Source organism: Planococcus sp. TJ-201 (genome assembly GCF_058268495.1).
This window is the reverse complement of the sequence record NZ_JBZDOG010000008.1, coordinates 32,428-56,956: the sequence shown is the minus strand read 5'-3', so window position 1 is coordinate 56,956 and position 24,529 is coordinate 32,428. Positions and strand designations below refer to the sequence as shown.

20 protein-coding genes are annotated in these 24,529 nt (G+C 37.3%); 11 read left to right on the top strand and 9 right to left on the bottom strand.

Annotation, left to right across the window (positions count from 1 at the left end):
- Window positions 1-911 precede the first annotated feature (911 nt).
- The 3 genes from AC4EG4_RS16700 to AC4EG4_RS16690 all read left to right on the top strand — a co-directional run bounded on the left by AC4EG4_RS16700 (window position 912) and on the right by AC4EG4_RS16690 (window position 5,086).
- Window positions 912-2,963, top strand: a complete 2,052-nt coding sequence (locus AC4EG4_RS16700) for a sensor domain-containing protein (RefSeq protein ID WP_490988447.1) — start codon at window positions 912-914, stop codon at window positions 2,961-2,963.
- Between the two features lie 28 nt (window positions 2,964-2,991).
- Window positions 2,992-4,683 carry a sensor domain-containing protein gene (locus tag AC4EG4_RS16695; protein ID WP_490988446.1) on the top strand — a complete coding sequence of 564 codons (1,692 nt, stop codon included), beginning with the start codon at window positions 2,992-2,994 and terminating at the stop codon, window positions 4,681-4,683.
- Window positions 4,684-4,825: 142 nt separating this feature from the next.
- Entirely contained in the window at window positions 4,826-5,086 is a 261-nt protein-coding gene (locus AC4EG4_RS16690) for a hypothetical protein (protein WP_490988445.1), read from the top strand.
- 916 nt (window positions 5,087-6,002) lie between these two features.
- Here the strand turns inward: AC4EG4_RS16690 and AC4EG4_RS16685 are convergent.
- From AC4EG4_RS16685 to AC4EG4_RS16665, 5 genes are all read right to left on the bottom strand, one after another.
- Window positions 6,003-6,215: a hypothetical protein gene (locus tag AC4EG4_RS16685; RefSeq protein ID WP_490980187.1), complete on the bottom strand. Its 213-nt coding sequence runs from the start codon at window positions 6,213-6,215 to the stop codon at window positions 6,003-6,005.
- The gene (locus AC4EG4_RS16680) at window positions 6,202-6,354 is read right to left on the bottom strand and encodes a hypothetical protein (protein WP_490980188.1); all 153 of its coding nucleotides are present in this window, start codon (window positions 6,352-6,354) and stop codon (window positions 6,202-6,204) included. The genes AC4EG4_RS16685 and AC4EG4_RS16680 overlap by 14 nt, the downstream gene beginning before the upstream one ends.
- Before the next feature lie 71 nt (window positions 6,355-6,425).
- Window positions 6,426-6,836, bottom strand: a complete 411-nt coding sequence (locus AC4EG4_RS16675; protein ID WP_490980189.1) for a hypothetical protein — start codon at window positions 6,834-6,836, stop codon at window positions 6,426-6,428.
- 309 nt (window positions 6,837-7,145) lie between these two features.
- Window positions 7,146-7,475 carry a hypothetical protein gene (locus AC4EG4_RS16670; RefSeq protein WP_490988444.1) on the bottom strand — a complete coding sequence of 110 codons (330 nt, stop codon included), beginning with the start codon at window positions 7,473-7,475 and terminating at the stop codon, window positions 7,146-7,148.
- Window positions 7,476-8,493: 1,018 nt separating this feature from the next.
- A complete protein-coding gene (locus tag AC4EG4_RS16665; protein ID WP_490977009.1) occupies window positions 8,494-9,855 on the bottom strand; it encodes a copper amine oxidase in 1,362 nt (453 codons plus the stop codon).
- 263 nt (window positions 9,856-10,118) lie between these two features.
- Between AC4EG4_RS16665 and AC4EG4_RS16660 the strand changes: the two genes are divergently transcribed.
- On the top strand, window positions 10,119-10,616 hold the full coding sequence (locus AC4EG4_RS16660) for a plastocyanin/azurin family copper-binding protein (RefSeq protein ID WP_490988443.1): 498 nt from the start codon (window positions 10,119-10,121) through the stop codon (window positions 10,614-10,616).
- Between the two features lie 365 nt (window positions 10,617-10,981).
- Here the strand turns inward: AC4EG4_RS16660 and AC4EG4_RS16655 are convergent, their stop codons facing one another.
- Window positions 10,982-11,167 (bottom strand): hypothetical protein, encoded by a 186-nt coding sequence (locus AC4EG4_RS16655; RefSeq protein ID WP_490988442.1) that lies wholly within the window; start codon window positions 11,165-11,167, stop codon window positions 10,982-10,984.
- A gap of 1,178 nt (window positions 11,168-12,345) precedes the next feature.
- Between AC4EG4_RS16655 and AC4EG4_RS16650 the strand changes: the two genes are divergently transcribed.
- Genes AC4EG4_RS16650 through AC4EG4_RS16635 form a run of 4 tightly spaced genes read left to right on the top strand, consistent with a single transcriptional unit; the run spans window position 12,346 to window position 16,768 of the window.
- Window positions 12,346-13,950, top strand: coding sequence for a diguanylate cyclase (locus AC4EG4_RS16650; protein WP_490988441.1), 1,605 nt, complete (start codon window positions 12,346-12,348; stop codon window positions 13,948-13,950).
- Window positions 13,947-14,999 carry a HEAT repeat domain-containing protein gene (locus tag AC4EG4_RS16645; RefSeq protein WP_490980194.1) on the top strand — a complete coding sequence of 351 codons (1,053 nt, stop codon included), beginning with the start codon at window positions 13,947-13,949 and terminating at the stop codon, window positions 14,997-14,999. Before AC4EG4_RS16650 ends, AC4EG4_RS16645 begins: the two co-directional genes overlap by 4 nt.
- Window positions 14,999-16,396 carry a glycosyltransferase family 2 protein gene (locus AC4EG4_RS16640; protein WP_490988440.1) on the top strand — a complete coding sequence of 466 codons (1,398 nt, stop codon included), beginning with the start codon at window positions 14,999-15,001 and terminating at the stop codon, window positions 16,394-16,396. The genes AC4EG4_RS16645 and AC4EG4_RS16640 overlap by 1 nt, the downstream gene beginning before the upstream one ends.
- A 15-nt stretch (window positions 16,397-16,411) precedes the next feature.
- On the top strand, window positions 16,412-16,768 hold the full coding sequence (locus AC4EG4_RS16635; protein WP_490980196.1) for a response regulator transcription factor: 357 nt from the start codon (window positions 16,412-16,414) through the stop codon (window positions 16,766-16,768).
- Between the two features lie 120 nt (window positions 16,769-16,888).
- Here AC4EG4_RS16635 and AC4EG4_RS16630 read toward each other — a convergent pair whose 3' ends face one another.
- The 3 genes from AC4EG4_RS16630 to AC4EG4_RS16620 all read right to left on the bottom strand — a co-directional run bounded on the left by AC4EG4_RS16630 (window position 16,889) and on the right by AC4EG4_RS16620 (window position 21,626).
- Window positions 16,889-19,738: an ATP-binding protein gene (locus AC4EG4_RS16630; RefSeq protein ID WP_490988439.1), complete on the bottom strand. Its 2,850-nt coding sequence runs from the start codon at window positions 19,736-19,738 to the stop codon at window positions 16,889-16,891.
- A gap of 599 nt (window positions 19,739-20,337) precedes the next feature.
- Complete coding sequence (locus AC4EG4_RS16625) at window positions 20,338-21,171, bottom strand: oxidoreductase (RefSeq protein WP_490988438.1); 834 nt, start codon at window positions 21,169-21,171, stop codon at window positions 20,338-20,340.
- 71 nt (window positions 21,172-21,242) lie between these two features.
- Window positions 21,243-21,626: a MerR family transcriptional regulator gene (locus tag AC4EG4_RS16620; protein ID WP_490988437.1), complete on the bottom strand. Its 384-nt coding sequence runs from the start codon at window positions 21,624-21,626 to the stop codon at window positions 21,243-21,245.
- A gap of 368 nt (window positions 21,627-21,994) precedes the next feature.
- Here AC4EG4_RS16620 and AC4EG4_RS16615 point away from each other — a divergent pair, with 368 nt between their 5' ends.
- The 3 genes from AC4EG4_RS16615 (at window position 21,995) to AC4EG4_RS16605 (ending at window position 24,519) form a co-directional block, all read left to right on the top strand.
- Window positions 21,995-22,669: a response regulator transcription factor gene (locus tag AC4EG4_RS16615; RefSeq protein WP_490988436.1), complete on the top strand. Its 675-nt coding sequence runs from the start codon at window positions 21,995-21,997 to the stop codon at window positions 22,667-22,669.
- Window positions 22,666-24,036 (top strand): sensor histidine kinase, encoded by a 1,371-nt coding sequence (locus AC4EG4_RS16610; protein WP_490988435.1) that lies wholly within the window; start codon window positions 22,666-22,668, stop codon window positions 24,034-24,036. Before AC4EG4_RS16615 ends, AC4EG4_RS16610 begins: the two co-directional genes overlap by 4 nt.
- A 78-nt stretch (window positions 24,037-24,114) precedes the next feature.
- A complete protein-coding gene (locus tag AC4EG4_RS16605; protein ID WP_490988434.1) occupies window positions 24,115-24,519 on the top strand; it encodes a hypothetical protein in 405 nt (134 codons plus the stop codon).
- The last annotated feature ends 10 nt before the right edge of the window (window positions 24,520-24,529 follow it).

Below are 24,529 nucleotides of genomic sequence, written 5' to 3'. Positions count from 1 at the left end.
TAAGTAAGTGTTCATATATCAAACTTATACGCTTTTATAATTCCTTCTATAACCATGTAATCAAGAAACTTTTCGTTTGTCTAAAGGGATAGGTCTTCCAAAAAATAGAATCTAAATTTATTATTATTTGAATACATAAACTTATCTGGTTATTTAAACTTACTTAATCAGTGTGTAACATCAACTAAAGTCCTTAAATATAATCATTTTTTTATTTTTATGCTATAAATACTTCTTTTTAATAAAGGCATAAGTAGAAAAAGCTTTTTTAAAGCCTGAAGAGAACGATATTATATCGAATTAATTGAGCTTAAATGCTTATTTACGAATTAGTTAAATAGACTTGATAATAGGTATATAGACATTTTTTCTGGTCTTTTTACAAGACAAAGTATGTTTTATCATTACTTATTTGTATTAACGGAAGATGATTATATTAACATTTTAGTATGTGTTTTCTATATTTTAACTAAACTGGGATGTGTTAAGTATTTTTATTAGTAAAGCGATTGCAATCATGTTGCTTTCACGAGAAGGAAGCATCCATTCCATTCGGAAACACGATTTGGTACTGGCTTTTTGATGGAAAACATATTGAAGGATCTATCTTTCAATTATCGACTTTCCCCTTATCAAAAAATGACTTTTGTACCTTTAAAAAGAATTCTCCATCTTTTTTAGGAAGCATGTGAATGAGTATTTTGAAGTAGAAGCCACTTCTTCAAACCGCTACAAGTGTATCTGGAGAGACAGATGATTTCTTTAGCAGCATTGGAATTCTGGCAGTCGAAATTTAGCTTCATATAATCTTTGATTATTTTCACGTCATGCGATTTTCTCTGAAAAGTTGCCATCAAATCTTGAATTTTGGCTATTAGAAGATATGAAAGCTCACGAGGAGGAGATAGATAATGAAAGCTGAACAAATCCAAGCGTGGATGAACACAATGGATGAGTATTTGATTGCGATAGATGACAGCGGAGCAATCGTACGAGTTAATCAAGCGTGGAGCAATTTTTGCGAGGAAAATGGGGTGGGAATGACTTTTTGCGAAGTCGGTACTGATTACTTTCAACAATTAGCCGAACAGGATAAACACAAAGAGGTTCGAGCTATTAAAAGCGTCATTAATGACACGTTGACTGAACACAACCAACTATACCCATTCGTTTTAAAAAATGGTGAGACTGAGTGGATGTCTGTTAAAGTCCAAAGGATCCAGCTATTCTCACCAGGTTCATATGGGGCGCTCATCTGGCATAAACCTATTAACCATCACGACATTGAACCCATTACTGCCAAAAGCGTGTTAGAAAGCATGAACGAAGGCTTTGCCTTGCTGAATAATCAACTTCAATTCAACTACATAAACGAAGTTGCCGAACAGTTACTTGAAGTAAAACGCGAAAATATCATTGGAATCGGGCTACTCGATTTCTTTCCCGAAGTGATTGGGTCTCCTTTCCATCAAGCTTACGAACGGGCTTTAGAAGAACAAATCATCGTTGAATTTGTGGAGTATTATTCTCCTCTGCACGTCTGGTTCGAAGTTAAAGTCTGTCCCTTGAAGAAGGGAGGAATTGCCTTGTATTTCCAAGATGTCAGTAAGTTGAAGAAGATTGAGGAACAATTGTCGACATCAGCTCACTACGATTATTTGACAAACCTGCCAAACCGGAGACTGTTGACGGCCAAGGCGCACTCATTAACAGAACAAAAGAAGAAATTCACCGTTTTTTACCTGAATATTGATAAACTCAAAATCGTCAATTCGATGTATAGTCACGAAGCCGGAGATATTGTGTTAAAACTAATTGCCGAAAAATTAAGGGTCTTCATAAATGACCGATGTGAAGTTTTTCGGTTAGACGGGGACGAATTCACCATTATCTATGAAGCAGAAAATGGTGAAAATTTGGATATTTTCGCCAAAAAAATTACAAGTTTATTCGAACAGCCTTTTACCATCAATCATCTCCATACACTATTTATCAGTGTCAGTGTTGGAATTTCTTGTTACCCTTACGATTCCCCTTTATTCAGTGATGTTGTTTCCTATGCAGAAACAGCAATGTACGAAGCTAAAAAAATCCACGGCTCTTCGTACATGTTTTTCCGTCCTATCATGCATATCCAGCGCTCTCGAAGGTCTACGATTGAAGAAAGTTTGTCCGCAGCCTTGAAAAACGCTGGAATTTATTATTTGATTCAACCACAAATTTATGGAAATTCAGGTGATGTTGCAGGAGTTGAAGTATTGGCTCGCTGGAATCATTCAGAACTTGGAGAAATCTCCCCGTTGGAATTTATTGAAGTGGCTGAAGCAACTGGCATGATTGTTCCTTTAACGCTTTACTTAATTGAACACGTGTTTATCCAAATGAACGATTGGACCCAACGTCTGGGCAAGAGTCCGCGTACCGCCATCAACATGACGCCATCACTTCTGGCTAACCCTATATTCTTTGATCATTTTTTCACTTTGATTGAACAATACCAAATTGAACCTCAACTTGTTGAGGTTGAAATCACTGAGCAAGCAGAATTAACTTATTCAGATCGAACTTTAGAACATTTGTTGCTGTGCAAGTCTAAAGGAATCTCCATTGCAATTGATGACTTTGGAACGGGATTCTCTATGATTTCATATTTGACCCACTTCCCTATTACGAAAATCAAAATAGACCGCTCTTTTGTACAGAAAATTGGGCAAGACCGCAAATCGGAAGCAGTACTCAAATCGCTGATTCATCTAGCGAAGAGCATTGAATGTGAATTAGTTGCTGAAGGTGTCGAACGCCCCGAAGAAGTAGAATTTCTTCAGGCAAATGACTGTGTTGTTTTTCAAGGATACTTGTATGATAAACCCATGAAACCAAGTGATTTTGAGACTAAATATCTACAAAACCAAGTGGTTTTTTCACTAAGCAAACCACCGGGTAAAAATCTACCTGATAATTGATTGCTGATGTATCTCAAAACAGGAGTCAATGGAGAAAGGACATGCAACTGTGGAGACAATTAAAGCACTTCCCTTTGACAAAGTTTTATTCACTGCTATAAAAGATATGGTCTTTATTGTATATAACGAAAATGACTTAGTTCTGAGATACGCATATTTTAACCAAATCATACTCGATAAAACAAACCTGACACTAGCGGATATAGGAAAAACTTTTTTGGAAGTGCATGACAAGCCACTGGCAGATTTATTGACCAACAAATACGGAGAGGTACTGACTACAAAAGAAGAAGTCATCTTTGAAGATTCTTATACTTCATCGACTGGTGAATGCCATTACTCTGAATCTACTTTAACTCCACTCTTTGATGAAGGTGGAAATTGCACTCATATCATCGGGATTGTAAAAGATAAGACTCCCGAACGAGTCGCAAAGATGGAAAGCAAAGAGGCCTGGAAACGAATTGAGGAAAGCAGGTCACGGTACCGATCGTTGTATGAAAACAATGCAGATTCTATTTTTTGCTTGGATACAAATGGAAAAATTTTATCAGGAAACCCGACTGTAGAAGAATTGATTGGCTATCCGGTAGAAGCTTTGATTGGCATGGAATTCTATACACTCATTTCTCCAACCGATAGAGAATTACTACAGAATCATTATCACCCAGCATTGACTGGAATTTCTCAAAAGTGTCAAATAAAAATCACCAACAAAGCAAAACTTTCAATTGGTGTTGCTATGCACCTTGTACCTATCGAGGTGAAAAATCAAGTGGTAGGAATATATGCAATTTTAAAAGACATGAGAGAAATCAATCAATTGCTCAACCAGTACGCTGAAAGTGAAAACCGTTTTCGAATTATTGCAGAAAATGCCCATGATGTCATTGTGTTAATGGATTATCAAGGAGAAATTTTATATGTTTCCCCTTCTATTAAAGGCGTTTATGGCTTTGATCCCGAAGAATATCTTGAAAATCCCCCTTTTCATAACGTCCATTCTGAAGATATTTCACTTGTGAAGGACATTTATTCACAAGCAGTCAAAGAAGCGAAAAACTATGTAATTGAACTGCGGATTGAACATAAGACAAAAGGCTGGCTCTGGTCAGAATTACAAGGTACGCCAATATTTAATGAACACGATCAGTTTATTCATATGCTGACGATTACACGGGATATCTCGCTGCAAAAAGAACAAGAAATCAAACTGCACTACTATGCCTATCACGACTCGCTGACCGGCTTGCCCAATCGACGATTCGTCAAACAACGACTTTCCGAAGAAATCGCTGCTCTGCAGGAAAATAATGGAGCATTAGCTGTGGCCTTACTCGACATTGACCACTTTAAAGAAATCAATGATCAACTGGGACATGAAGTGGGTGATGCCGTCATTGAGGAGTTTGGCAAGCGATTGAGCCAGAATCTTGGCGAGCGAGATGTTGCAGGGCGTCTGGGTGGAGATGAATTTGTACTGCTGTTGCCTAGCGTTAAAACAAAAGAACAAGCAGAAGAGATGGCACAGAATCTCCAAATCTCCATCGGTACTTCATGGAAAATTATGGAGCATGAATTAAACGTCAATGCGAGCATGGGAATGGTTTTCGTTCCTTTGGCAGGCGAAACGCCTTCTTCCCTATTGAAACTTGCCGATCTTGCCATGTATGAAGCCAAACAAGCCGGGAGAGGTACGTACCGCTTTCAACCCCTTTAATTAGTTCTATGACTTTGTGTGCTGATTGTCTTCCACGCAATTTCTTAAATACTCATTGTCTTATTCTAGAAATGTTTCAATTCAGGCGATGATAATACTTGATGTCCCCACAACTTCAATTTAGAATGTCAAACGGTCATTAATGGAAGCTTTTCAGAAGGCCAATCAAGAAAATTCTGGCGTGTATGTCTTCAATCGTGAAAAGATTGTCGGTGTGATGGTTACCCAAAAACAATATGAGTCCTTGAACAAAGAAATAGAAGAACTTTACGATCAGCTAGCTGATTTAATGGCTGAAAAATGGCTGCTTACAAAAAATGGATCTACTTTTTTAGATGTGGAAGTTCGTGGTGCGATAAAAACTAATTTCCCTGTTGTTGATGAAGAAGACGGATGGGAATAACCATTGTATAAACCTGAATGGACACAGTATTCAAAGGAAGATTATGAACAACTTGATGCAGTCAAAAGATTTTCTTTATTAAAACGCTGTACCGAATCAAATTGAGAGAAATAGAAGCCGGTCAATCCCTTCTTGGTAGTTTGGCGCTATGCAATAATCTAAAAATAAGAAGATGGGTCTGCGGATTATTTTCAGAGAAGCCGAGGGAACCATCCAAGTAATTTAAATTGCAGCCATTCGGAAACGCGATACAGAAAAGATTTATAAGATGGCTGAAGAGCGATTAAGCTAACTGAAATGAAGAACAGGTTTTTTCCAACCTAAAAGAGCCTGGCATACCGGCACTTCCAAAGTGCTCCCTTTGCCGGACTCTTTTATTTGATGTCGGGACTTCTAATAATTCCTCATATGTTAGCTGGATGCTTACGCTAATCTTCTTCAATTCGTATAGAAAGGAGATACCCGATTTCCCATTCCTTCTCGTTTTTCTGAGTAACCCTTTTTCAATGATAGGAATAGTCTTCTTTAGATGAATCGCAAGTAAACTCTTCATCAATTATCCATTGCTTAATTGAACCCGAAGAAGATTGAGGGCATTTCATGATATAAACGGGATAGCATTTAACATCGATATAACAATGACGTTCCTTAAGTTGCAATAGACTCTCCAATTGTTTCATACAGGCTAAATTGCATGAAGCAAAGACTGGATCATAACGCAACGAGACTTTTTAAAAAAACCCATTTTAATTCCTCCTTATCTTTAAGGAAAACCTTAAGAGCAACTGGATAACTTGAAATAACCATAGCATTTTCTCTAGAATGTAAATAGTTAATCTTGGACTTTCTTGAGGTTTAGTTCACTAACTAACTTTATCAGCACTTATTTTAATTATCTATATTGGTAATTTAAACACTACTTTCTATCTCGAAGCATTTTATTGACGATTTTGAAACTCTTGTAGCAATCAGTTCGATAACGTCCTTCCAAAAAACCTAAAAGCGCGTCTTCTCCAATAGAAAATTGGCGTTCTAATGTTTCCAACGATTTGCCCTTGTTATGGTATAGGTAAAGCATCGTGTAGACGTCATCATCTTTGAAACTGGCCAAATATTTACTGGAAGACATCAGGGTTTTCCTCATCTGCATTAACTTCACACTTTTTCTTGAATTCCTTATATAATTTGTATCCGGAAAGATATTCCCGGTACTTACAACCCTCACATTTAGAACGGTCTGTAGCTTTTACAGGCTGATTTTTACTCATAATGTATTCCTCCTTGTATCGAGTATGGATGAAATAAGCTTTTAAATATCATCGTTTCGATTTGTAGCTTCTTATCGTCGTTCTTTTTCAGACGCTTTCCAGGCATCATCCAATTCTTGGCAAGTAAGAAACATTTCTCGATTAGCTTTCAGGTAAACTGGGATGAGAATTTGCAGTTCATTTGGACAACTTTCAGATAGCTTAAGTAAATGCTGAAAAACCGGTTCTGATATCTCGTATTTTTCTATACAATTTGGCAATTCCTTCACTTTTTCTGTTAAGTAGGCCATTCGAATATCGTTGATTTGAACCCAGAATGTTTCAACTTGAATCTGAATCTTCCTTCCAGTGAACGAAGTGATTTGACGTGTCAATCTAGCAAATAACGTAACAGAAATTAATCCATCTTCGATGTACTCATCCTTTGACTTCAGAAAAAAATAAGAGACGGACTTCTCAGGAATTAACCGCTTGTATGCCATTATCTGTTTTCTCCTTTTGTTTGCTTTTCTTCGAAGAATCTAATGGAATTCCATCATTTTGAATAAACTTTTAGAAAGTTAAAATCATCCTTTCCCACAACTATAGTTACCTCCAGTTCAAAGTGACGTTCTTTTAGAATTTCCCACGATAAGGATATCTCCAATATTTTAAAAGTATTTTTATATAGTTCATTAAGCCAATCCAGAAGTTCTTGAGATTACTTGAACTTGTTTTTTCAGAATACTAAGCGCTCGTAACAAGCGCTTAACAAAGTGGTACACAGGTTCAAAAGATTCAATATCTATGCGTCAGATTCCATGTCCAATGGTCATTTCCTGCAAGTAGGTAGGGGTAAATAAGAGTGTGTTTTGCCGGAATGCTTCAGTAAAAATGGAAACTTCCTCACCCAGTAGAAAAACTTTTGCCATATTTACTGAAGGTTCCTTCTCTTGAAGTTCATAAAAGGAGGCAACCATATCTAATGAACAGCAATATCCCGATGTACTGTTCTTCAAATTAACTTTTCTCTTTATGGTAAAACTCCATATTCCCGATGTTTCCTTCACTTCAGTATTAATAAATCTACTGATTTTCTTTGCTGTGTATGCCAATGAATCTTCAACTGCCGTAAAGATCAATAATGGACAACTTCCCCTTATTTTTTCTATTCTATTTCGATTAGAATTTTATAGCTGTAACTTTTCTCACTTAAATAATTTTAAAAATTCAGTAAATTAAAAACGTGAATAATTTATGTAGATATGCCTCTTGATAATCAATTTTAGATACACCATGTTCATCGTTTATACTCATTGACGACGACAGTTACTGTTCTTCTATAGCGCAAACTAGTATATGTACAAAGACGAAGGACGAGTTCGCAAACGCATCAAGCATGCACTTCAGTATATTAGTGAAAGTTATCACTTTGAAGAAACATTGAGATTACCTTTTTATAGTTGAACTTTTGCTTGAATTCAAAGTCCAGCTCATAAATTTTTTCATTTAGTAATTTTTTGTAGTTCAAACTTACTGCAATCCTATACCTATAAAGAAAGAAAGTAAAGGTTGAGCAATGTATACTTTTTTAAAAGTAACCTTTCGATTGTATACATTCTCAAAATATCTTCAATTAGGGGGTATCTATTTAGCTTCTTACTCCACTTGATTTTAAAAAATAGTTATGCGGGAGTGGTCTTATGTATTGAAAGACTAAACTATAAAATTGATTTTGTAATCAGAAGGTAAAAGGAACTCTTGCACGGTTATTGTTAACAATAGCTGATATTTTAAAAGCGAAATACTTAAACCATAAAAGAGAGTGGGGAGGAAAGGAGAAAAAGAAAGAAGAAAGAAGAAATTTTCCCTACTCCTTTTCTACCTCTAATAGTCATCTATTGATCAATATAAACTTTTTTGTTTATTAAACTTGTGGGTATCATTGAATAATTATCGTTGTTCTTTTTTTACGATTTTCAAAATTTTGTTGTTATACATGTTTCTATCTGCTTTTTTGAAAATCTCTTCAATTTCACATTTTTCATCGTACTTAGTTTCGTAGCCAAAAGAAATGGAAATACCAATTGACCCTACTTTTTCTATTAATAACAAAAAGCTAGCCGATTAAGGCTAGCTTTTCATTAGCGTCCACAAATCTTACTGTTTGCGTGTGCGAACAGCTACTACAGTCGTAAGAGCTGCAAGCATTAAGCCAGCCAGTACCCACATGAATGGGAACGATCCTGTATCTGCTGTGCCGCCCATACCTGTTGCAGGCATTTCAGATGGCATTTCTGTTGCACCGAATTCTTCTGGGAATTGGTCAACGATTGCCGCTGATAATCCAGCTGCAGGCATTGTCATATGTGCATAAGCTTCACGGATCGAGCTGTATGCTGTTTCATAATCACCAGCTACGTACGAATCAAATGCTACTAGCAATTGGTCTACGTGTGCTGTCAATCCTTCTTCTAATGCATCCGCAGGAACGCGTCCTTCTGTTGCTGCGTCAAGCAATGCTGCTTGTTCCACGATGTAGCTATCCAAATCAGCTTTTGCTTGGTCCTGTGCTTCTGTATTTTCTTCACCAGTTGCCACGACATAATCAACGAAGTAGCCGATGTGAGAGTTCCAGATTTCAGAGAATTGTGCTCCAGCTTCTTCGCCGTAGACAGATCCAACTGCTGCAGACAAATCATCCGCATTGGCTAAAAGTGCAGCCGATGCCTGGTCAAAGCTTTCTGCGCCGTCAGCACCGTCTTGCATCGCCATTGCGGCAAGTCCAGCGTGTTCAGTAAAGATCGCATTCAATGATGCGCGCAAATCTACTGCTGGTGTATCCGGGTTCGTGTTTTCGAACTTCTCTGGGAATTGCGTAGTGATCGCAATAGACAAGCTTTCTGCGAACATGCTCATGTGGTGAATCGATTCGCGTTCGTCTGTGTAAGCTTTTTCAAAGTCGCCTGCTACATACGCATCAAAAGCTGAAATCAGCTGATCCACGTGCACATCCAGTCCTTCTTGAACCGCTGCTGCTGGCAGAAGTCCTTCTGTTGCTGTATCGAAGAATGCCGATTGTTCAACTTTGTATTCTTCTAAAGCAGCTAACGCCTGGTCTTTCGCTTCTTGGTTGTCTTCACCAGTGGCCACGACATAATCCACGAAATAGCCGATATGAGAATTCCAAACTTCAAGGAATGCTGCTCCGCCTTCTTCACCGTAGACTGAAGTCACGGCTGCGGCCAGGTCATCAGAGTTTGCCAGCAGCGCTGCAGAAGCTTGATCAAAATCTTCCGCTCCATCTGCGCCTTTGCGCATGGTTTCAACCGCTAAAAATGCGTGTTCCGTTAATACCGTATCAAGGGCAATGCGTAATTCCGCTGCCGGTGTCGCCGTGCTTGACTCCATCGCCGTTTCGCTTGCTGGAGTTGAATGGCCATGGCTGTCTGCCAATGCCGCCGTTGGTACCAATAAGGCTAATGATAGTGGAAGTGCTAAAAGACATTTGTTTAATTTCATAAGTAATCGCTCCCTTTTTCTTTTTGTTATACAGTCATAACGTAGAAACAATTCACTTAGATCACTTTATTTAGAATTAAAATATTTTTTCCAATTTTCAAGAAAAATAATCCAGCATTCCCCTACTGTATTTCTTTTATTTATCGTGAGTAGGTAGATAAGAACCGTTTCCGTTTCTTTTAAAAGAATGATTTATAGAAAGTAATCTAATTTAACGCTGCATACGTTCTATTAGAAAGGATAAAAAAAGGAGGAGAAAATCAATGGTCAACAAAAAGTTTGGATTAGTACTTGCCGCTGGAATTCTGTCGCTGGCAGCTTGTGGAGAAGAGCAGTCGACAGCCAATGAGAATACTGAAGAAGAAGTTGCAGAACAGGAAAGCACTGCTGAGGAAGAAACAAGTACTGAAGAAGAAACAACTTCAGAGGAAACGGAAGAAGAAACAGAAGAAGAAACAGAAGAGGAGCCTGTGGAAGAAAGTGCACCTGAAGCTGAAAGCGGTGCTGCCTCTGCTTTATTGTCCAATAATGAGATGACCAGTTTCGTGTTTAATGAAGCGGGTGAGTTTTCAATCTTTTGCGAGCCCCATCCGGTCATGAAAATGACTGTCATTGTGGAAGAAGGCGCAGAACAAACGGATGAAGTTGCCGTAGATATTGCCGATTATGAATTTGGGGAAGAAACCATCACTGTTGCCCCAGGCACAACAATCGTGTGGACCAATCAGGACCAGGTTCAGCATAATGTGGCGATTAAATAAGCAACTATCCTAAATAAAACAAAAGCAGCTCGGTATATTGAAATTGAACTGAGCCCTGTTTAATGGACAGTTTAATAAAAGCACCCTGCAGCTAGACTGTGATCAGATGACTACCGCACAATACCGGAGTCATCTTTTTTAGATTCCATTAATTGCATGTTCCGTTGTAATCCCCCATGTACTTATCCAATAGCTTCTTTAATTCGGTAAGGATAGTTGCTTGTTTGAAATCAACATCATCTTTAAAGTGACAAAAAACGATTCAATACAATTGCTCCAGTAGGACATCGACTAGGTCAATTCCATTTCCTTCACGCGTTGCTAGTATTCGGAATTAGTATAGCAGAAGCCTTGATCGGAATGAATCATCGCTTCTGGTGAAGATTTCCATCCAACGATTCCATCAGTTTCTTTAATGTGAAGTAAACAGTCTTCATCGTAAGCGTTTTTGTGACTTCATAGGCGACGATTTCACGGGTAGCGCCATCTTTCACGGCGGAGAGATACGTTATTTGTCCTGATTGATTTAGCAGGTAGGTGATATCGGTCACGAATACCTTATCAGATTCATCTTGTTTAAACTTGCGGTTTAATAGTTTTGGCCAGATAGTGTATTCTCGTGTAGCTTTAGCATTAGATTGCCAGATTTTAGCCAAGAGACTAGGCGAAGAGAATGTAAGAGAAACAAGTCGCATTGTGTTTGAAAATGCGATTTAATTTGCAGTTCTTGTCTTCTATGCTTGGAAAGTTCGTTTAATACATGATAATACACAAGAAATTATTGCGCACCCATTAGTAAATACATAAATTTCCTAAAGACAGCTGGACCTTCTACAGTAGAAGGTCCAGCTGTCTTTAAAATATTCGTCGTTCTTTAAAATGCTATTCATCAAATTAATATAAAAGTTATATTGTCCCAAAATACTCCAACATTAAGTTATGTATATAAAACCCTTCGTAAAAGCATAATTTTACCAATGGCTAAATAAATGCTAAAGATATTTATCAGTAGAAACTTTTCGATAAAGGGTAATTACTTCTTTATTTTCTTGTTCCCATTTCGAACTAATTTGTATAGGAATATCATAAGTCATTTCTATTTCACTCAACAGGTTTACTAACATGAGTTTTTTCCGGCCTTCAGGATAAATCCTCTATATTATCACTTCATAGCACTTAGAATAGTAATCTTACAAAGTTTTATACCCCTAAACTGGGAAATTGACCATACTATTTCCCATTATTGTATGTGCAGTCTTGGCAGATTCAGAAACTTACTCCTAAATCAAAGTAGTTGTAAGTTAATAAAGAAAAAACACCTCTATATATATTCATAATATTCAAATTAAAAAGCGAAAAAAAAGCTAGTCTAGGAAATATTTTCTCAGCTAAGATTGCTTCGTCTTTTTCAGTTTTAAATTTAAAAATAAAGATTCTCTACCTTCTATCCTAAAATCTTCATTTAAGTCCGTATATAAATGGATGAAAATTTCAAGAGAGGCTATGTTTTACTCTAGAAAAATAAATATTTACTTAAAAAATATTTTAAAAATTCATTTAGTTTTTCTCTCAGGCGCATCATAAATAGCTAGAATATCCTTTTGGATTTAACAGTATAAAAATTACCAAAATAATATATCTTTACAGATTTTGGCTTATCAGTGCGCATCCGAAAAAACTTATAGTATAATAGCATCATCTAAATACTTATTAAAGAAGGTGAATGATATTGTCAACAACAAACTATAAAGTAATGCTTGCTAATCGAATGAATCAAGATTTCTCTAAATGGGAAGAGCAAGAGTTAATTCCAGAATATGAAATTTATCGTTTCTTACATACAATGAAAGGAACCGCAGGAACAATTGGAATGATGGAATTGTCGAAGTTTTGCGGTACTCAACTAGATTTTTTTACAGAAAATAGTACTACTTTACTGCCCAAAGATTCGCTGGAAATCTTCATTTCTGAATTGAAGACGTTTTTTATATCAGAGGCTCCCAGCACAGATATATCAGAAAGGTCAGAGCAGAGTGTTACATTAAAAGAGGCATTTGTCTTGGTTATTGATGCGGATATGGGGCTTGCATCTTCGATAAAAGAAACACTGGAGGAGCAAGGCATCCCTGTAGTTATTGCGCTTAACGGAAAAAAAGGAATGGAATTTTTCTACACCTTGCAACCGCAAATGATTATTATAGATTTACATTTACCGGATGTTGAAGGATTTGATTTAGTTTCTCGAATTTCAGATGTAGCTAAAAATAGTTATCTTCCGATTGCCGTCATTAGTGCAGATGATCGAATTGAAAATCAAATTCGTACGATGGAAATTGGAGCAACCGATTTTCTTGCTAAACCTTTAAACATACCTTTCTTTATTCCCTATGTAACGAATCGGTTAAGAAATCAAAAAGCAATTTCGCAAGGAATACTTTATGATGAACTAACTGGAGCCGGCAATCGAAAATACTTTAATAATGTTTTAGATCAAATGACATCTTTAGCAGAAAGAACAAAAAAGCCTTTCACGCTAGTGTTGCTTGATTTAGACCACTTTAAAAATGTGAATGATAAGTATGGACACTCTGCAGGTGATGAAGTTCTACGAACGTTCAGTAAACTACTGCTAGAGATGAAACGCGGTTCAGATCATTTCTTTAGATATGGTGGCGAAGAATTTGCATTAGTTCTTCCAGATACAAGAGCTGATTTCTCTATAATTTTAATTGAAAGAATTCGTGCAGCTTTGACTGAAGTTACTTTTACTATTGACACCTTCGATCCATTTCATGTTACTTTTTCGGCTGGAATCGGTGAATACCGTTTAAAAGAAGATAATTTGGTAAACAAGGCTGATCAGGCTTTGTATCAAGCAAAAAAAAGTGGTCGAAATCAATCCGTTATATACAAGCATGCTAATAATGAGATAAGACGCCACCTTAATATCATTATTATTGATGACGATTCACTAGTAAGAAAGCTAGTTGCAAAGCAGTTCTCTAATTGGAAACCAAAAGATTTTGACATCTATATTACGGAATATTCAGATGGTGCAAGTTTTGTAGAATCCCAATGGTATAAACCTGGTGAGAACTATATGATCCTGCTCGATGGCATTATGCCCAAAATGGATGGTTTGGAAGTTTTACATCATGTCAGAAACAACTACCCTCATGAAAGTATTGTCATTTCCATGCTGACATCACGCAACAATGAATCAGATGTGGTTTTAGCTTTAAAGAGTGGCGCTGATGATTATATTGTTAAACCTTTTTATGCACAAGAAATTGTAGCTCGCGTTCAAAGGCTTACTATGAGGATGTTCAATTGAATATTTCTTTTTTTTGGATGTTAAATGCAGGTCTATTTCTTGGCCAACTATCTCTTTTATTGATTTTGGCATGGCGCAAAAGAAATTTAGCTATTAAAGAACGGACGATCAATGAACAGTATGATGCATTAACTGATTCATTTAGTTCATATATGGTGAACTCATCTGAAGAAGACTTTGTCCATGAAATTCGTAGCATATCACAACGAGAAGTTGTGTTAGAACGTTTACTAAATGACTATGTATCATTTAGTAAAAGCACTGACAGCTCCACTTTGATCACAAAACTATCGGAAGATTTTTTAACGAAGAGATATACCGAACAACTCTTATGGAAAAGCTGGGCCATTCGCATGAATACTATGTATTTTGTAGAAGATTTCCAGATGGAGTCTCTGACACCTTTATTAAAAGAAAGACTTCACAAAATGTCGCGATTGGATCAAGAAACTCAACAGCTTATTCGTACTCTTGCCTCTTTAAATGAAGTGGTAACAATTTCCATTCTGACAACTTATTCAGATGCCTCTCCCCGTCTATACATTGATGTGTTCAAACGTCTTAAAGAACAGACAATGCTTAAAGAAATAGAGAGCGCTTTAGAAAACAAAGGTGGAAATGAAACTCTAAAACGCGCTGCCATTTCTTATATCGGTATAGCAGGATTATCTGTATTTCTTCCACAAGTTGAGAGTGAATTAAAAAGTGAAGACAGTGAAATACGGATTCAAGCACTAAAATCTATTTTATATTTACAGTTTATAACTGATCCCGGTTTATTAATGCCATTTTTTCGCTCTATATCATGGCAAGAAAGAATGTTTGCCTCTCGAATTGCCGGCAAACTTCAATTATCTCGATATAAAGAAGTACTGAGTGAACTACTCGGTGATTCTCATTGGTGGGTCCGCTATTCATCTGCTGAAGCTCTAACTCAATTTTCAGATGGGGATATTTTGATTACTCACCTTTCGTCGAATCATCCAGATCAATTTGCCAGAGATATGGCAAACCAATGGAGATCATCGTTATTAGGAAGTGAAGACTGATGAATTTATTTTTTGAGATTTCTTCTTATATTATTATCGCTTATATGCTTTTTTCAAGCTTAAGCTATTTGGGTCTTTTTTTACTGGCGTTTCGCAAAGTAAAAAAAGAGGATAAACTTGATCGAAGAGAATCAACAGAAGACTTCCTGAGAAACCAAAATACGTATCCCGTTTCTATTTTGGTTCCGGCTTATAACGAAGAAGTTGGTATTGTCAGCACGGTCCGATCACTACTAGCACTCGAATACCCAGAAAAAGAAGTAATTGTTATTGATGACGGTTCAAAAGATGAAACAGCTCAACGTATGATTGAGGCATTTACCATGGTTCGTATTCCATTTGCCGTCCGAACCCATATAGAAACGGCAGAAGTCGAAGCCATTTATCAGTCCACCATCTTTCCTTATATTCGTTTAATAAAAAAAGCAAATGGAGGAAAAGCTGACGCACTGAATGCAGGAGTCAATTTAGCTTCTTATCCGTACTTTTGTGCGATTGATGGAGATTCAATTTTGGAAAATGATGGCCTTTTGAAGACTATGAAGCCAATAATCGAGTCTGATGGTCAAATCATCGTAACAGGAGGGTCTGTCCGAATAGCTAATGGTTCAACTATTTCTAGGAGTAAAGTAGAAGAAATAGGGCTGCCTCGCAATCCCCTCGTGATTATGCAAGTTGTTGAGTACTTTCGAGCATTTTTAATTGGACGGATGGCACTGAGTCATTTAAATATTTTATTAATTGTGTCAGGTGCTTTTGGTGTTTTTAACAAGGAGCGTGTAATCCAAACGGGAGGTTACAACAAGGATACGGTTGGAGAAGATATGGAATTAGTTGTAAGGTTACATCGACTTTTAAAAGAAGAAAAGTCCAAGCAACGTATCGAATATATTCCTGATCCTGTTTGTTGGACAGAGGCACCGGAAACACTTGGCGTTTTAAGGTCCCAGCGAATTCGCTGGCAGCGTGGATTATTTGAAACTCTCTGGTCGCACAGAAAAATGATGCTGAACCCCAAGTACGGAGCCATTGGAATGTTTTCAATGCCATATTTTCTATTTATTGAACTATTGGGCGCCGTATTCGAATTTTTTGGTTATTTCCTTATCTTTGGTGGTTTTTTCTTCTCTATTGTTGATCCGAATATCGTTGGGGTTCTGTTTCTAGTAACGATATTTTATGGTTCACTCATCTCGGCATTGGCTGTATTATTAGAAGAACTGACACTCCATAAATACCCCAAGGTATCGCATCTAATGAAGCTTTATTTCTGGGCTTTAACGGAGGCCTTTTGGTACCGACCGCTCATGGTCCTATGGAGAGTTCAAGGTATTTTTGCGGCCTTTCAGAAAAAATCAAATTGGGGAGATATGAAACGCAAAGGAATTTCAACATGAATTGGAGGTATCTATATGAAAAAAATATTAGTGGCGGATGACGAGGACATTTTGCGTATCCTAATTGTTGATACACTTGAGGATGAATTTGAAATTGACGAAGCAGAAGATGGAAAAGAAGCATTACAAAAAATAAGAAACAATGACTATGACTTGATTATATTGGATTATATGATGCCTTATTTGACTGGTCTCGAAGTTTTAGAAGAAATAAGAAAAGATCAAAATTCTACACGTGTCTTAATGTTGACAGCTAAAGCACAGGATGCTGATCGCGAACAAGCAATATTAAAAGGAGCAGATTATTTCGTGTCTAAGCCATTCAGCCCCATCGAGCTGCTAACACTTGTAGAAAAAATAGTAGTCTCGTAATAAATAACGAACAGCCCTTTTTTAAAGAGCTGTTCGTTTTTACTTATCTATTAATAGTTTTTCTCTAATGAGAACATGTCAGAAGAAAACAGAAATATCGACTTCTTATTCAAATTCTTTCTATTCAGTCCCTTTTAAAGGGTAAAAAATCACTCCATCATGTTTCTTATCATCTAACAGGTTTTTCATCACTTTAGATAAGTCAGTTGGCGCGTAAGGTTTTGTTAAGTAATGGTTAATTTTTGTTATTTTATTCAAATTTGCCACTGGATCTAAGGCAGAGGAAATCACAATGGGAATATCTTTTGTTAAAATGTCTTCTTTCATCATATCGACAAGATCCCAACCACTCAAGTCTTCTCCGAGCATGATATCGACAACGGCTCCAACTAGTGGTGTACGTTTAGCCTCATTAAATGCTTCTTTGGGACAAGTGTGAAAAATCACCTTAAATCCACTCTGCTTTAATTCTTCCGATAGTAGAAGTGCAAGACTCATATCATCTTCCACAATCATTACAGGCGGATTCTCTCCAACCTCTTCTTGGTTTGTGTAAGTTTGTGTTTCAGATAAGAGGGACAGTTCAAAATGAAGAACCGAACCATGTCCTTCTTGAGACTCTATCCAAATCTTCCCGTCATGTTTAAGGATTATTTCTTGACATATGGCGAGTCCCAACCCAGTTCCACCGATTTTTCTCCGCGAACTATTGTCAATTCGTTGGAATTTCGAAAATAATTTTGGAATATCCTCAGCTGGTATACCAATCCCTTCATCTCTTACGGAAACATGTAAATTATTTAAATCGTTTTGTAGCGAAATAGTTACATTTCCGCCCATTGGCGAAAACTTAATAGCATTTCCTATCAAGTTTGTTAGCACCTGTGTGAGACGTTCTCTATCTCCTTCGATCATGACATCTGAAGCGTTGTCAATAAAGATAATGGTATGCAGACTTTGTGTACGAAACTTCTCAGTCGTTTCAATGATTAATTCACTCATTGAAATTTTTGCCATGCGATATATTTGGTTTCCTGACTCCATGCGCTGAAGATCTAAAAAGTCATTAATTAAGTTTGTTAATCGCTTCGCTTCTTTATAAATTGTTTTCAAATAACGCTCTTGCTTTTCTGGTTTCAGCTGTTTGTTTAGCAGCAACTCGGTAAATCCAAGAACACTCGATAGAGGGGTTCTCAATTCATGGCTAACTGTGCTGACAAGTTCAGATTTCATCTTGTCAACTTCATGCTCTCTCGTCACATCACGATGGACAAAGATGGTCCCAGTTTTCTCTTTATCAACTACTACTGAGGTGCTGTATACGTCAATTACTCGTTCATATGGTTCTTTCACGGTATATTGGAATGTATTGGATGAAATATCATTCTCATCAATACATTTCCGCAAAAATTTCTCCATTAGCTCTGGCATCGTTGTCTGTTCAGACATAGATTGAATCCACTGTTCTGGACTGACAACAGAGTCAAGTGGTACATTTCCGCAATTCAACATCGAACACATAGTTTCATTGTGCTGGACCATATCACCATTCTTCGAGATAAATTGAATTCCTTCATTGATGTTATTGATTATGCGTTCATTCAGTGTTCGTTCGTGTACAGCTACATCATATAGTTGAATCCGGTCAATTGCTAAGTGAATTCGATTCAGTAGACCAGTAATGTCTTGTTCTTCTTCTCTTGAGAAAGGCCTACCAACTCGGGACAAACTAATGATTACCACGTAATCTGTATTTTCATTTTTAACTGTGGCATATAAATCATAAATATAGACTGTATCTACAGTAATGCCTTTTTCATAAATTGATTCTCGTTTGGTTGTAAATGACTCACGAGTTCTTAAACGCTCCATAAGATAAGGAATTTGAACTTCCTGAAATTGCGTAAACATGCTTTCAGTAAATCCTTCTAAAGCAAACTCTCCAGATTTAGGAATCCAAATCAAACCTTTATCAATCTTATAAGTGTTATGAAAGAACTGGAGCGTCGCATCTGCTAGTTTTTGTTTATCAAGTGTAAAAGACAGGATATGGTTTAAGTCGTTGAATCGCATCAGGCGATCTTTTGTTTCTCCAGTTTCTTCGAGAGATTCTTCAAGTTTCGTTTGTTTTTCTTGTAAATCATTTTTATTTTTCATTAAAGCATGGTTTTGACTAGTAAGCTCTTCCTGTGTTTTTTTAATGGTGTTTATCATACTGTAAAAAGTCATAGATAGAACACCTAATTCATCTGACCGCTGAAGCGGCTTATATGACACTTGTTCGCCTTTGACAAATCCTTCTATTGATTTCCGCATTTTCTCTATCGGTTTTACAATGTCGTTTAAAGCCCGTAATATAATGAGGGCAATAATAATAAACAAAAGAATAAATAAAATTACCAGTGTAAATGCAAATCTCTCTGACTGTTTCAAAATATCTTCATTCAATTGTTGCAAGGTATTTTCAGAAGTTGTTTCGTACTCATTTGCATAGGTAACAAATTCATTAACTGTCGTATTGGTGCCATTTCTTGAAAGTTCACGCAACCTATTGTAATCATCTGCACGCACGGCTGCAATTGAATTAGGAAACACTTCTTCTTCATAAGAGACAATAAAGTCACTTAAACTACTAATTGAACTTTCTTCCTCTGGATTTAAAGACAAGTCATTGATTCGATCAATTGTATTTTTTAAATTTTCGAGTTCAACATAAGCAAGCTCAAGTTCATTCTCATTTTGAAAAGAATAGAATCCCCTTGCTCGAAAAAATAGCTGATTCAAGGACTGTGAAAGTTCTTTGAGTGTACTCTGTTTTTCAGCCAACTCAGTATATTTGGTTATTTGTTGCTGCTGTTGAGTACTCATATAATAGTAAATACCTGAAATTAACAATGAAAAAATAAATAGTGAAGAAATTGTCAATTTTAAATACTTGTATCTTATTCCTTTCTCTGATGAGTTCCACATTTTTTTTCCCCCTAGATCCGATTTCCTTTGAGTGATCGTAGAGCTGAAAAAGCTGACTATTGCTATCATGTTTCTATCACACAATAATTCTGTAATCGTCTTGCTTTCTCTTTCCTTATTCAGTTCTATAATCTCTACTAGCTATATTGTAATTCAATTTTTATTTATGTGCTTTTAAATTTAGATTTATATTTTGCTTCTGGAAAATGAGCATAAGACAATTTAAATTTGAGTCACTTAATTATTTTCTCGCCTTTAGTTGATAGATTCAAGTAGGTTTTAAACATAGAGCTCCTTATAAAGTAGTAGCAACGGTTTATATGCGAATAAGCTTTATGCGTAATCCTTCAAATAAAGCTTATGATTTGAGTCTGTTTGAAAAAAGGAGTGGCTTCATTCTTTAAACGAAAACCATTCTCTTTATCTTTTTATTAGTAAAACAGTCAATACTTCCGACAAGGGGTCATATGTAAATTAGGAAGAGGTCAATAATCACGTGTGAAGAGATATGATGTATAAGTGTTGTGCCATGGCTTACTTCTCATTAGTATTGAATAATTTTAACCCCCGATCAATAACTTGATCGGGGGTTTTGAACGTTATTCGTAATCTGCAGATACAGTGGTTTTTTTCCATTCTTCAATGTTACTCAACAGATTTGTATATTTGTGAGTAGCTACTTGATAAGCCATTTTCCCTAGTAAAAGTCGAAGAGGTGGATTGGGTGACTCAACAATTGCAATGATTGCTTCTGCAGCCTTTGCAGGGTTTCCAGGTTCATTGCCGCTTGCGGCTTCCGCCCCTTGAATAATCTTGCCGACAGTCTCTTCATAGATTTTAGTTTTTGTTTTTACTGAAGAACGGCCTGCCCAATCAGTACGGAATCCACTAGGTTCAATTAACGATACCTTGATATTAAAAGATGCCAGCTCTTGTGCTAGACTTTCAGAAATTCCTTCTACGGCATATTTTGTTGCGTGATAATATCCCATTGAAGGGAACGAGGCTAGACCACCAATTGATGAAAAGTTAATGATATGGCCTGATTGTTGACTTCTCATTGCTGGAAGAACCGCATTTGTCATATTCATCAAGCCCCAGAAGTTAACTTCGAACATGTTGCGTGTCTCTTCTTCCAGACTTTCCTCAACAGAACTAAAATAACCAATTCCCGCATTGTTTATCAGTACATCAATCTTGCCGAAAGTTTCGATACTTTTTTGAACCGCTTTATTTACTTGCTCCTTATCTGTTACATCAAGCGGCAGCACTAACACATTCTCTTCATTCAATTCTTTTAACTCAATCAACGTTTCTGGTTTTCTCGCCGTTACAACTACTTTAAAACCTGAATTGATTGCATGTATTGCAAGTTCTCTGCCGAAACCTGTTGAACAACCTGTAATTAACCAAACTTTATCGATTTGACTCACATCCATCACTCCTTTAATTTGTATATTAGTAGCATACAAGTTAAAGCTAACTTTAAGTCAACTATAAAGTTTCAGATAAGAAAATCTTTACTGCCCTTCCCCCGAACTATCACATCGTATATTGCCATTTTTCTATTTATCTTCTCCAGGTGAGTCAGTGTTTGAACCATCTTTTTTTCAACCGTTTCTTTATGAGCCAAAAGAATGCTTCTTCTTTTCTCCAAGGTTTCGTCCCCTTGCTTTAACAATTCAACATATCGTTTGATTTCTTCCATCGACATCCCGGTATCTTTTAAGGCAATTACTAATTGCAGCCACTCCAGCTCTTCTTCGGAATACTGTCTTCGCCCACCACCATCCCGTTGAATTTCGGGAAGAATTCCTTCCTTCTCATAAAACCGTAAAGTTGAAGCAGGAAGTCCGTACATAGTTTCCACTTCTTTGATCGTATGCATACTAAACTCTCCTTTATAGTTAAAGTTAACTTTAACTATAAAGGTAAAGTTGAAAAAAAAAAAAGGAGTTTTGTTTTTTGTAGATAAAAGAAAAGTGTCTATCACTTGAAGTGGGCTACATTCAAATAACATCGCTTTGCTTCATTTTTTTCAAAAAGGACGTTATTTTTAGCATCAACAAATATTTCCTATAAAAAAGAGGAATATTTGATATTTAGAGTAAAGTAAATACTAGCTTGTGTTAGCAGGTTTATAGAATATACTTCGCTTGAAATGCTATTGGGCTAACTTCTTTTCTACGCATTGATTGCCTCTACGTTTGGTAAGCTTTATAGTCTACTTATTGCATGCGTCTAAGGAGGATATACATGATACGGATACTCGCAGTAGATGACGATTTATATATGTTAAATTTTGTTTCAGCCGAACTTCGCCAAAATGGTTATGAAGTAATTGAAGCCGAATCGGGGGAACAAGCTTTAACGTGCTTAAATTCTAAGACGATGGATTTAGCGGTAGTTGATGTTATGATGCCAGGTATTGATGGATTTGAACTTACAAAAATATTGCGAAAAGACTATGATCTTCCCGTTATCTTGCTTACAGCTCGTCATCATATCGAAGATAAAGAGCGCGGATTCTTAGCCGGTTCTGACGATTATTTGGTTAAGCCTTTTGAAGCAAAGGAATTGCTATACCGGGTCAAGGCCATTTTGCGGAGATACGATCATCCTGCAGAAGATGTATTGTCCATTGGTTCGTTGACTATTGATTTTAAAAGCTATGAAGTCCGATCGGATCAAGGAATACTCCTCGTCCCCCTGAAGGAGTTCGAATTGCTCACGCTGCTCGCCTCTAAACCCAGACAAGTCTTGAGTCGGGATCTGATAATTGAACGAATTTGGGGCATTGATTTCCAAGGGGATGAACAGACTGTAAATGTCCACATCAAACGGTTGCGTGGGCGTTTGGCACGTTTCGCACCTGATGTCCAGATTAACACGGTACGGGGCGTAGGCTATAAACTCGAGGTGAATCCATGAGCCTTTACGTCAAATTCATTTGGTTCACTTTTGCGACGATGCTCATCAGCAGTCTCATCTCCTTTTTTGCGATGAACACTTATTATGACCAATACTTGAAAACAGATAATAATAATAAAAATTTGGCTATCGCTACTTCGATTGCCGAGTTCACTGAAGATTTACCATCCGATCAAATCGAAGAAACATTTCAGATGTTGGGCGATGTGGGTTACCAGCTCTATGTTACAGATGGCAGCACGGTGAATCGCTATGGCGGGGAGTTCCGTGATGAAACAATTGATGAGACGGACATTCAGCAAGTTCTTCAGGGAGACGTATTTAACGGCATACGGGATTTCCCTCGGGAAACGTTTGTTACTGGTTTTTTTGCCAATGAGCTGAAAAATACCGTAGGTGTACCTTTGGAACTTAATGGTGATAACCAGGCACTCTTCATGCGTCCAGATATTCAACTCCTTTTCCAGGAACTTCATTTATTATTTGGTGGATTGGCAATTGGCATCGTTTTATTGAGTTTTATGGGAATGCTGCTAGTGGCACGCCTATTAATCCAACCGATCACCGAATTAACAGAAGCGACAGAGAAAATGGGCTCGGAAACCTTTGACGTTCCACTCGCCATTGATAGAAAAGATGAAATTGGCCGTCTCGCTGATCAATTTATCACCATGCGCAATCGAATTAAACAATCGACTTTAAAACGAAAAGAGTTTGTTCATAACGTGTCCCATGATATCCAATCGCCCCTGCATACGATTCAAAGCTATTTGTCACTTCTTCAAAAGAACGAGAGTAGCCCAGAAGAAAAAAAACAATACGCTGCCATCATCCAAGAAGAAACGACGCGTTTGTCGCTACTAACCAATCAATTACTCACATTAGCTTCATTTGATAAAGGCGAAATAGATTTAATTGAAGATATCGCTGTTGATCAACAAGTAAGGAACATCCTGTCCCATTTACGCTACGCCTTTGATGAAAAAGGACTGGGAATCTCTGCTCAATTAGAATCTGTTAACGTAAAAGGAAATGCCGTCCTTCTTCAAACGGTTTGGGAAAATCTATTGACTAATGCAATCAAATACAGTGAGCCAGGAGGCGCGATTTCACTTCATTTAAGTTCTACGGCGACTGAAATGGTATTAGAAGTACGAGATGAAGGCATCGGGATGACAGCAGAGGAAACTGCCCGTTCATTTGATCGGTTTTATCGGGCGGATCAGGCACGGGTGCGTTCACTGAAAGGATCGGGTTTGGGATTGGCCATTGTAAAGGAAATTGTCGAATTGCATAAGGGGACAATTGAAATTAAAAGCACGCCTAAAATTGGTACCACCGTACAGGTGAAACTTCCTCTTTTGTAATGGGCTGTTCACCTTATGTTCATGCAACCCTTCTAAACTGAAAGCCTATTAAAAGTTTTCAGTTAGGAGAGATGAATGATGAAACGACAAGTAACTTGGAGTTTATGGCTGATTCGGGCAGCTGCCGTTTTTGGTTTGATCGGTGCTGCCATGGGTGCACACATGGCAGGTGCCGGTTCTTATCATCTGCGTCCGATTCACGCACATATTTTAGTGGTGGGTTGGCTCAGCTTATTTTCTTGGGGAGTTTATTATCGCCTCTTCTACATCCGTGTCCCGAAACTGGCAGCGCTTCATACGTACACGGCACTTATTGGAACAATCGGGTTAACCAGCGGCATGTGGCTTGAGTTTTTAAAGCCCTTTTCTTTGCCTGACATGGTAACTTTGCTGGTTTACATTATCGGCGGTTCCATCTTGCTGATCAGTTTCATCCTGTTTTTCTTTACGACATTCTGGATACAAACAGAACAAGAAAATTAAGCAGAAGCCA

Bases quoted from the DNA above. Each gene is read 5' to 3' on its own strand.
- AC4EG4_RS16700 (WP_490988447.1), top strand. From the start codon at position 912: ATGAAAGCTGAACAAATCCAAGCGTGGATGAACACAATGGATGAGTAT.
- AC4EG4_RS16695 (WP_490988446.1), top strand. From the start codon at position 2,992: ATGGAGAAAGGACATGCAACTGTGGAGACAATTAAAGCACTTCCCTTT.
- AC4EG4_RS16690 (WP_490988445.1), top strand. From the start codon at position 4,826: ATGGAAGCTTTTCAGAAGGCCAATCAAGAAAATTCTGGCGTGTATGTC.
- AC4EG4_RS16685 (WP_490980187.1), bottom strand. From the start codon at position 6,215: ATGTCTTCCAGTAAATATTTGGCCAGTTTCAAAGATGATGACGTCTAC.
- AC4EG4_RS16680 (WP_490980188.1), bottom strand. From the start codon at position 6,354: ATGAGTAAAAATCAGCCTGTAAAAGCTACAGACCGTTCTAAATGTGAG.
- AC4EG4_RS16675 (WP_490980189.1), bottom strand. From the start codon at position 6,836: ATGGCATACAAGCGGTTAATTCCTGAGAAGTCCGTCTCTTATTTTTTT.
- AC4EG4_RS16665 (WP_490977009.1), bottom strand. From the start codon at position 9,855: ATGAAATTAAACAAATGTCTTTTAGCACTTCCACTATCATTAGCCTTA.
- AC4EG4_RS16660 (WP_490988443.1), top strand. From the start codon at position 10,119: ATGGTCAACAAAAAGTTTGGATTAGTACTTGCCGCTGGAATTCTGTCG.
- AC4EG4_RS16640 (WP_490988440.1), top strand. From the start codon at position 14,999: ATGAATTTATTTTTTGAGATTTCTTCTTATATTATTATCGCTTATATG.
- AC4EG4_RS16635 (WP_490980196.1), top strand. From the start codon at position 16,412: ATGAAAAAAATATTAGTGGCGGATGACGAGGACATTTTGCGTATCCTA.
- AC4EG4_RS16630 (WP_490988439.1), bottom strand. From the start codon at position 19,738: ATGTGGAACTCATCAGAGAAAGGAATAAGATACAAGTATTTAAAATTG.
- AC4EG4_RS16620 (WP_490988437.1), bottom strand. From the start codon at position 21,626: ATGCATACGATCAAAGAAGTGGAAACTATGTACGGACTTCCTGCTTCA.
- AC4EG4_RS16615 (WP_490988436.1), top strand. From the start codon at position 21,995: ATGATACGGATACTCGCAGTAGATGACGATTTATATATGTTAAATTTT.
- AC4EG4_RS16610 (WP_490988435.1), top strand. From the start codon at position 22,666: ATGAGCCTTTACGTCAAATTCATTTGGTTCACTTTTGCGACGATGCTC.
- AC4EG4_RS16605 (WP_490988434.1), top strand. From the start codon at position 24,115: ATGAAACGACAAGTAACTTGGAGTTTATGGCTGATTCGGGCAGCTGCC.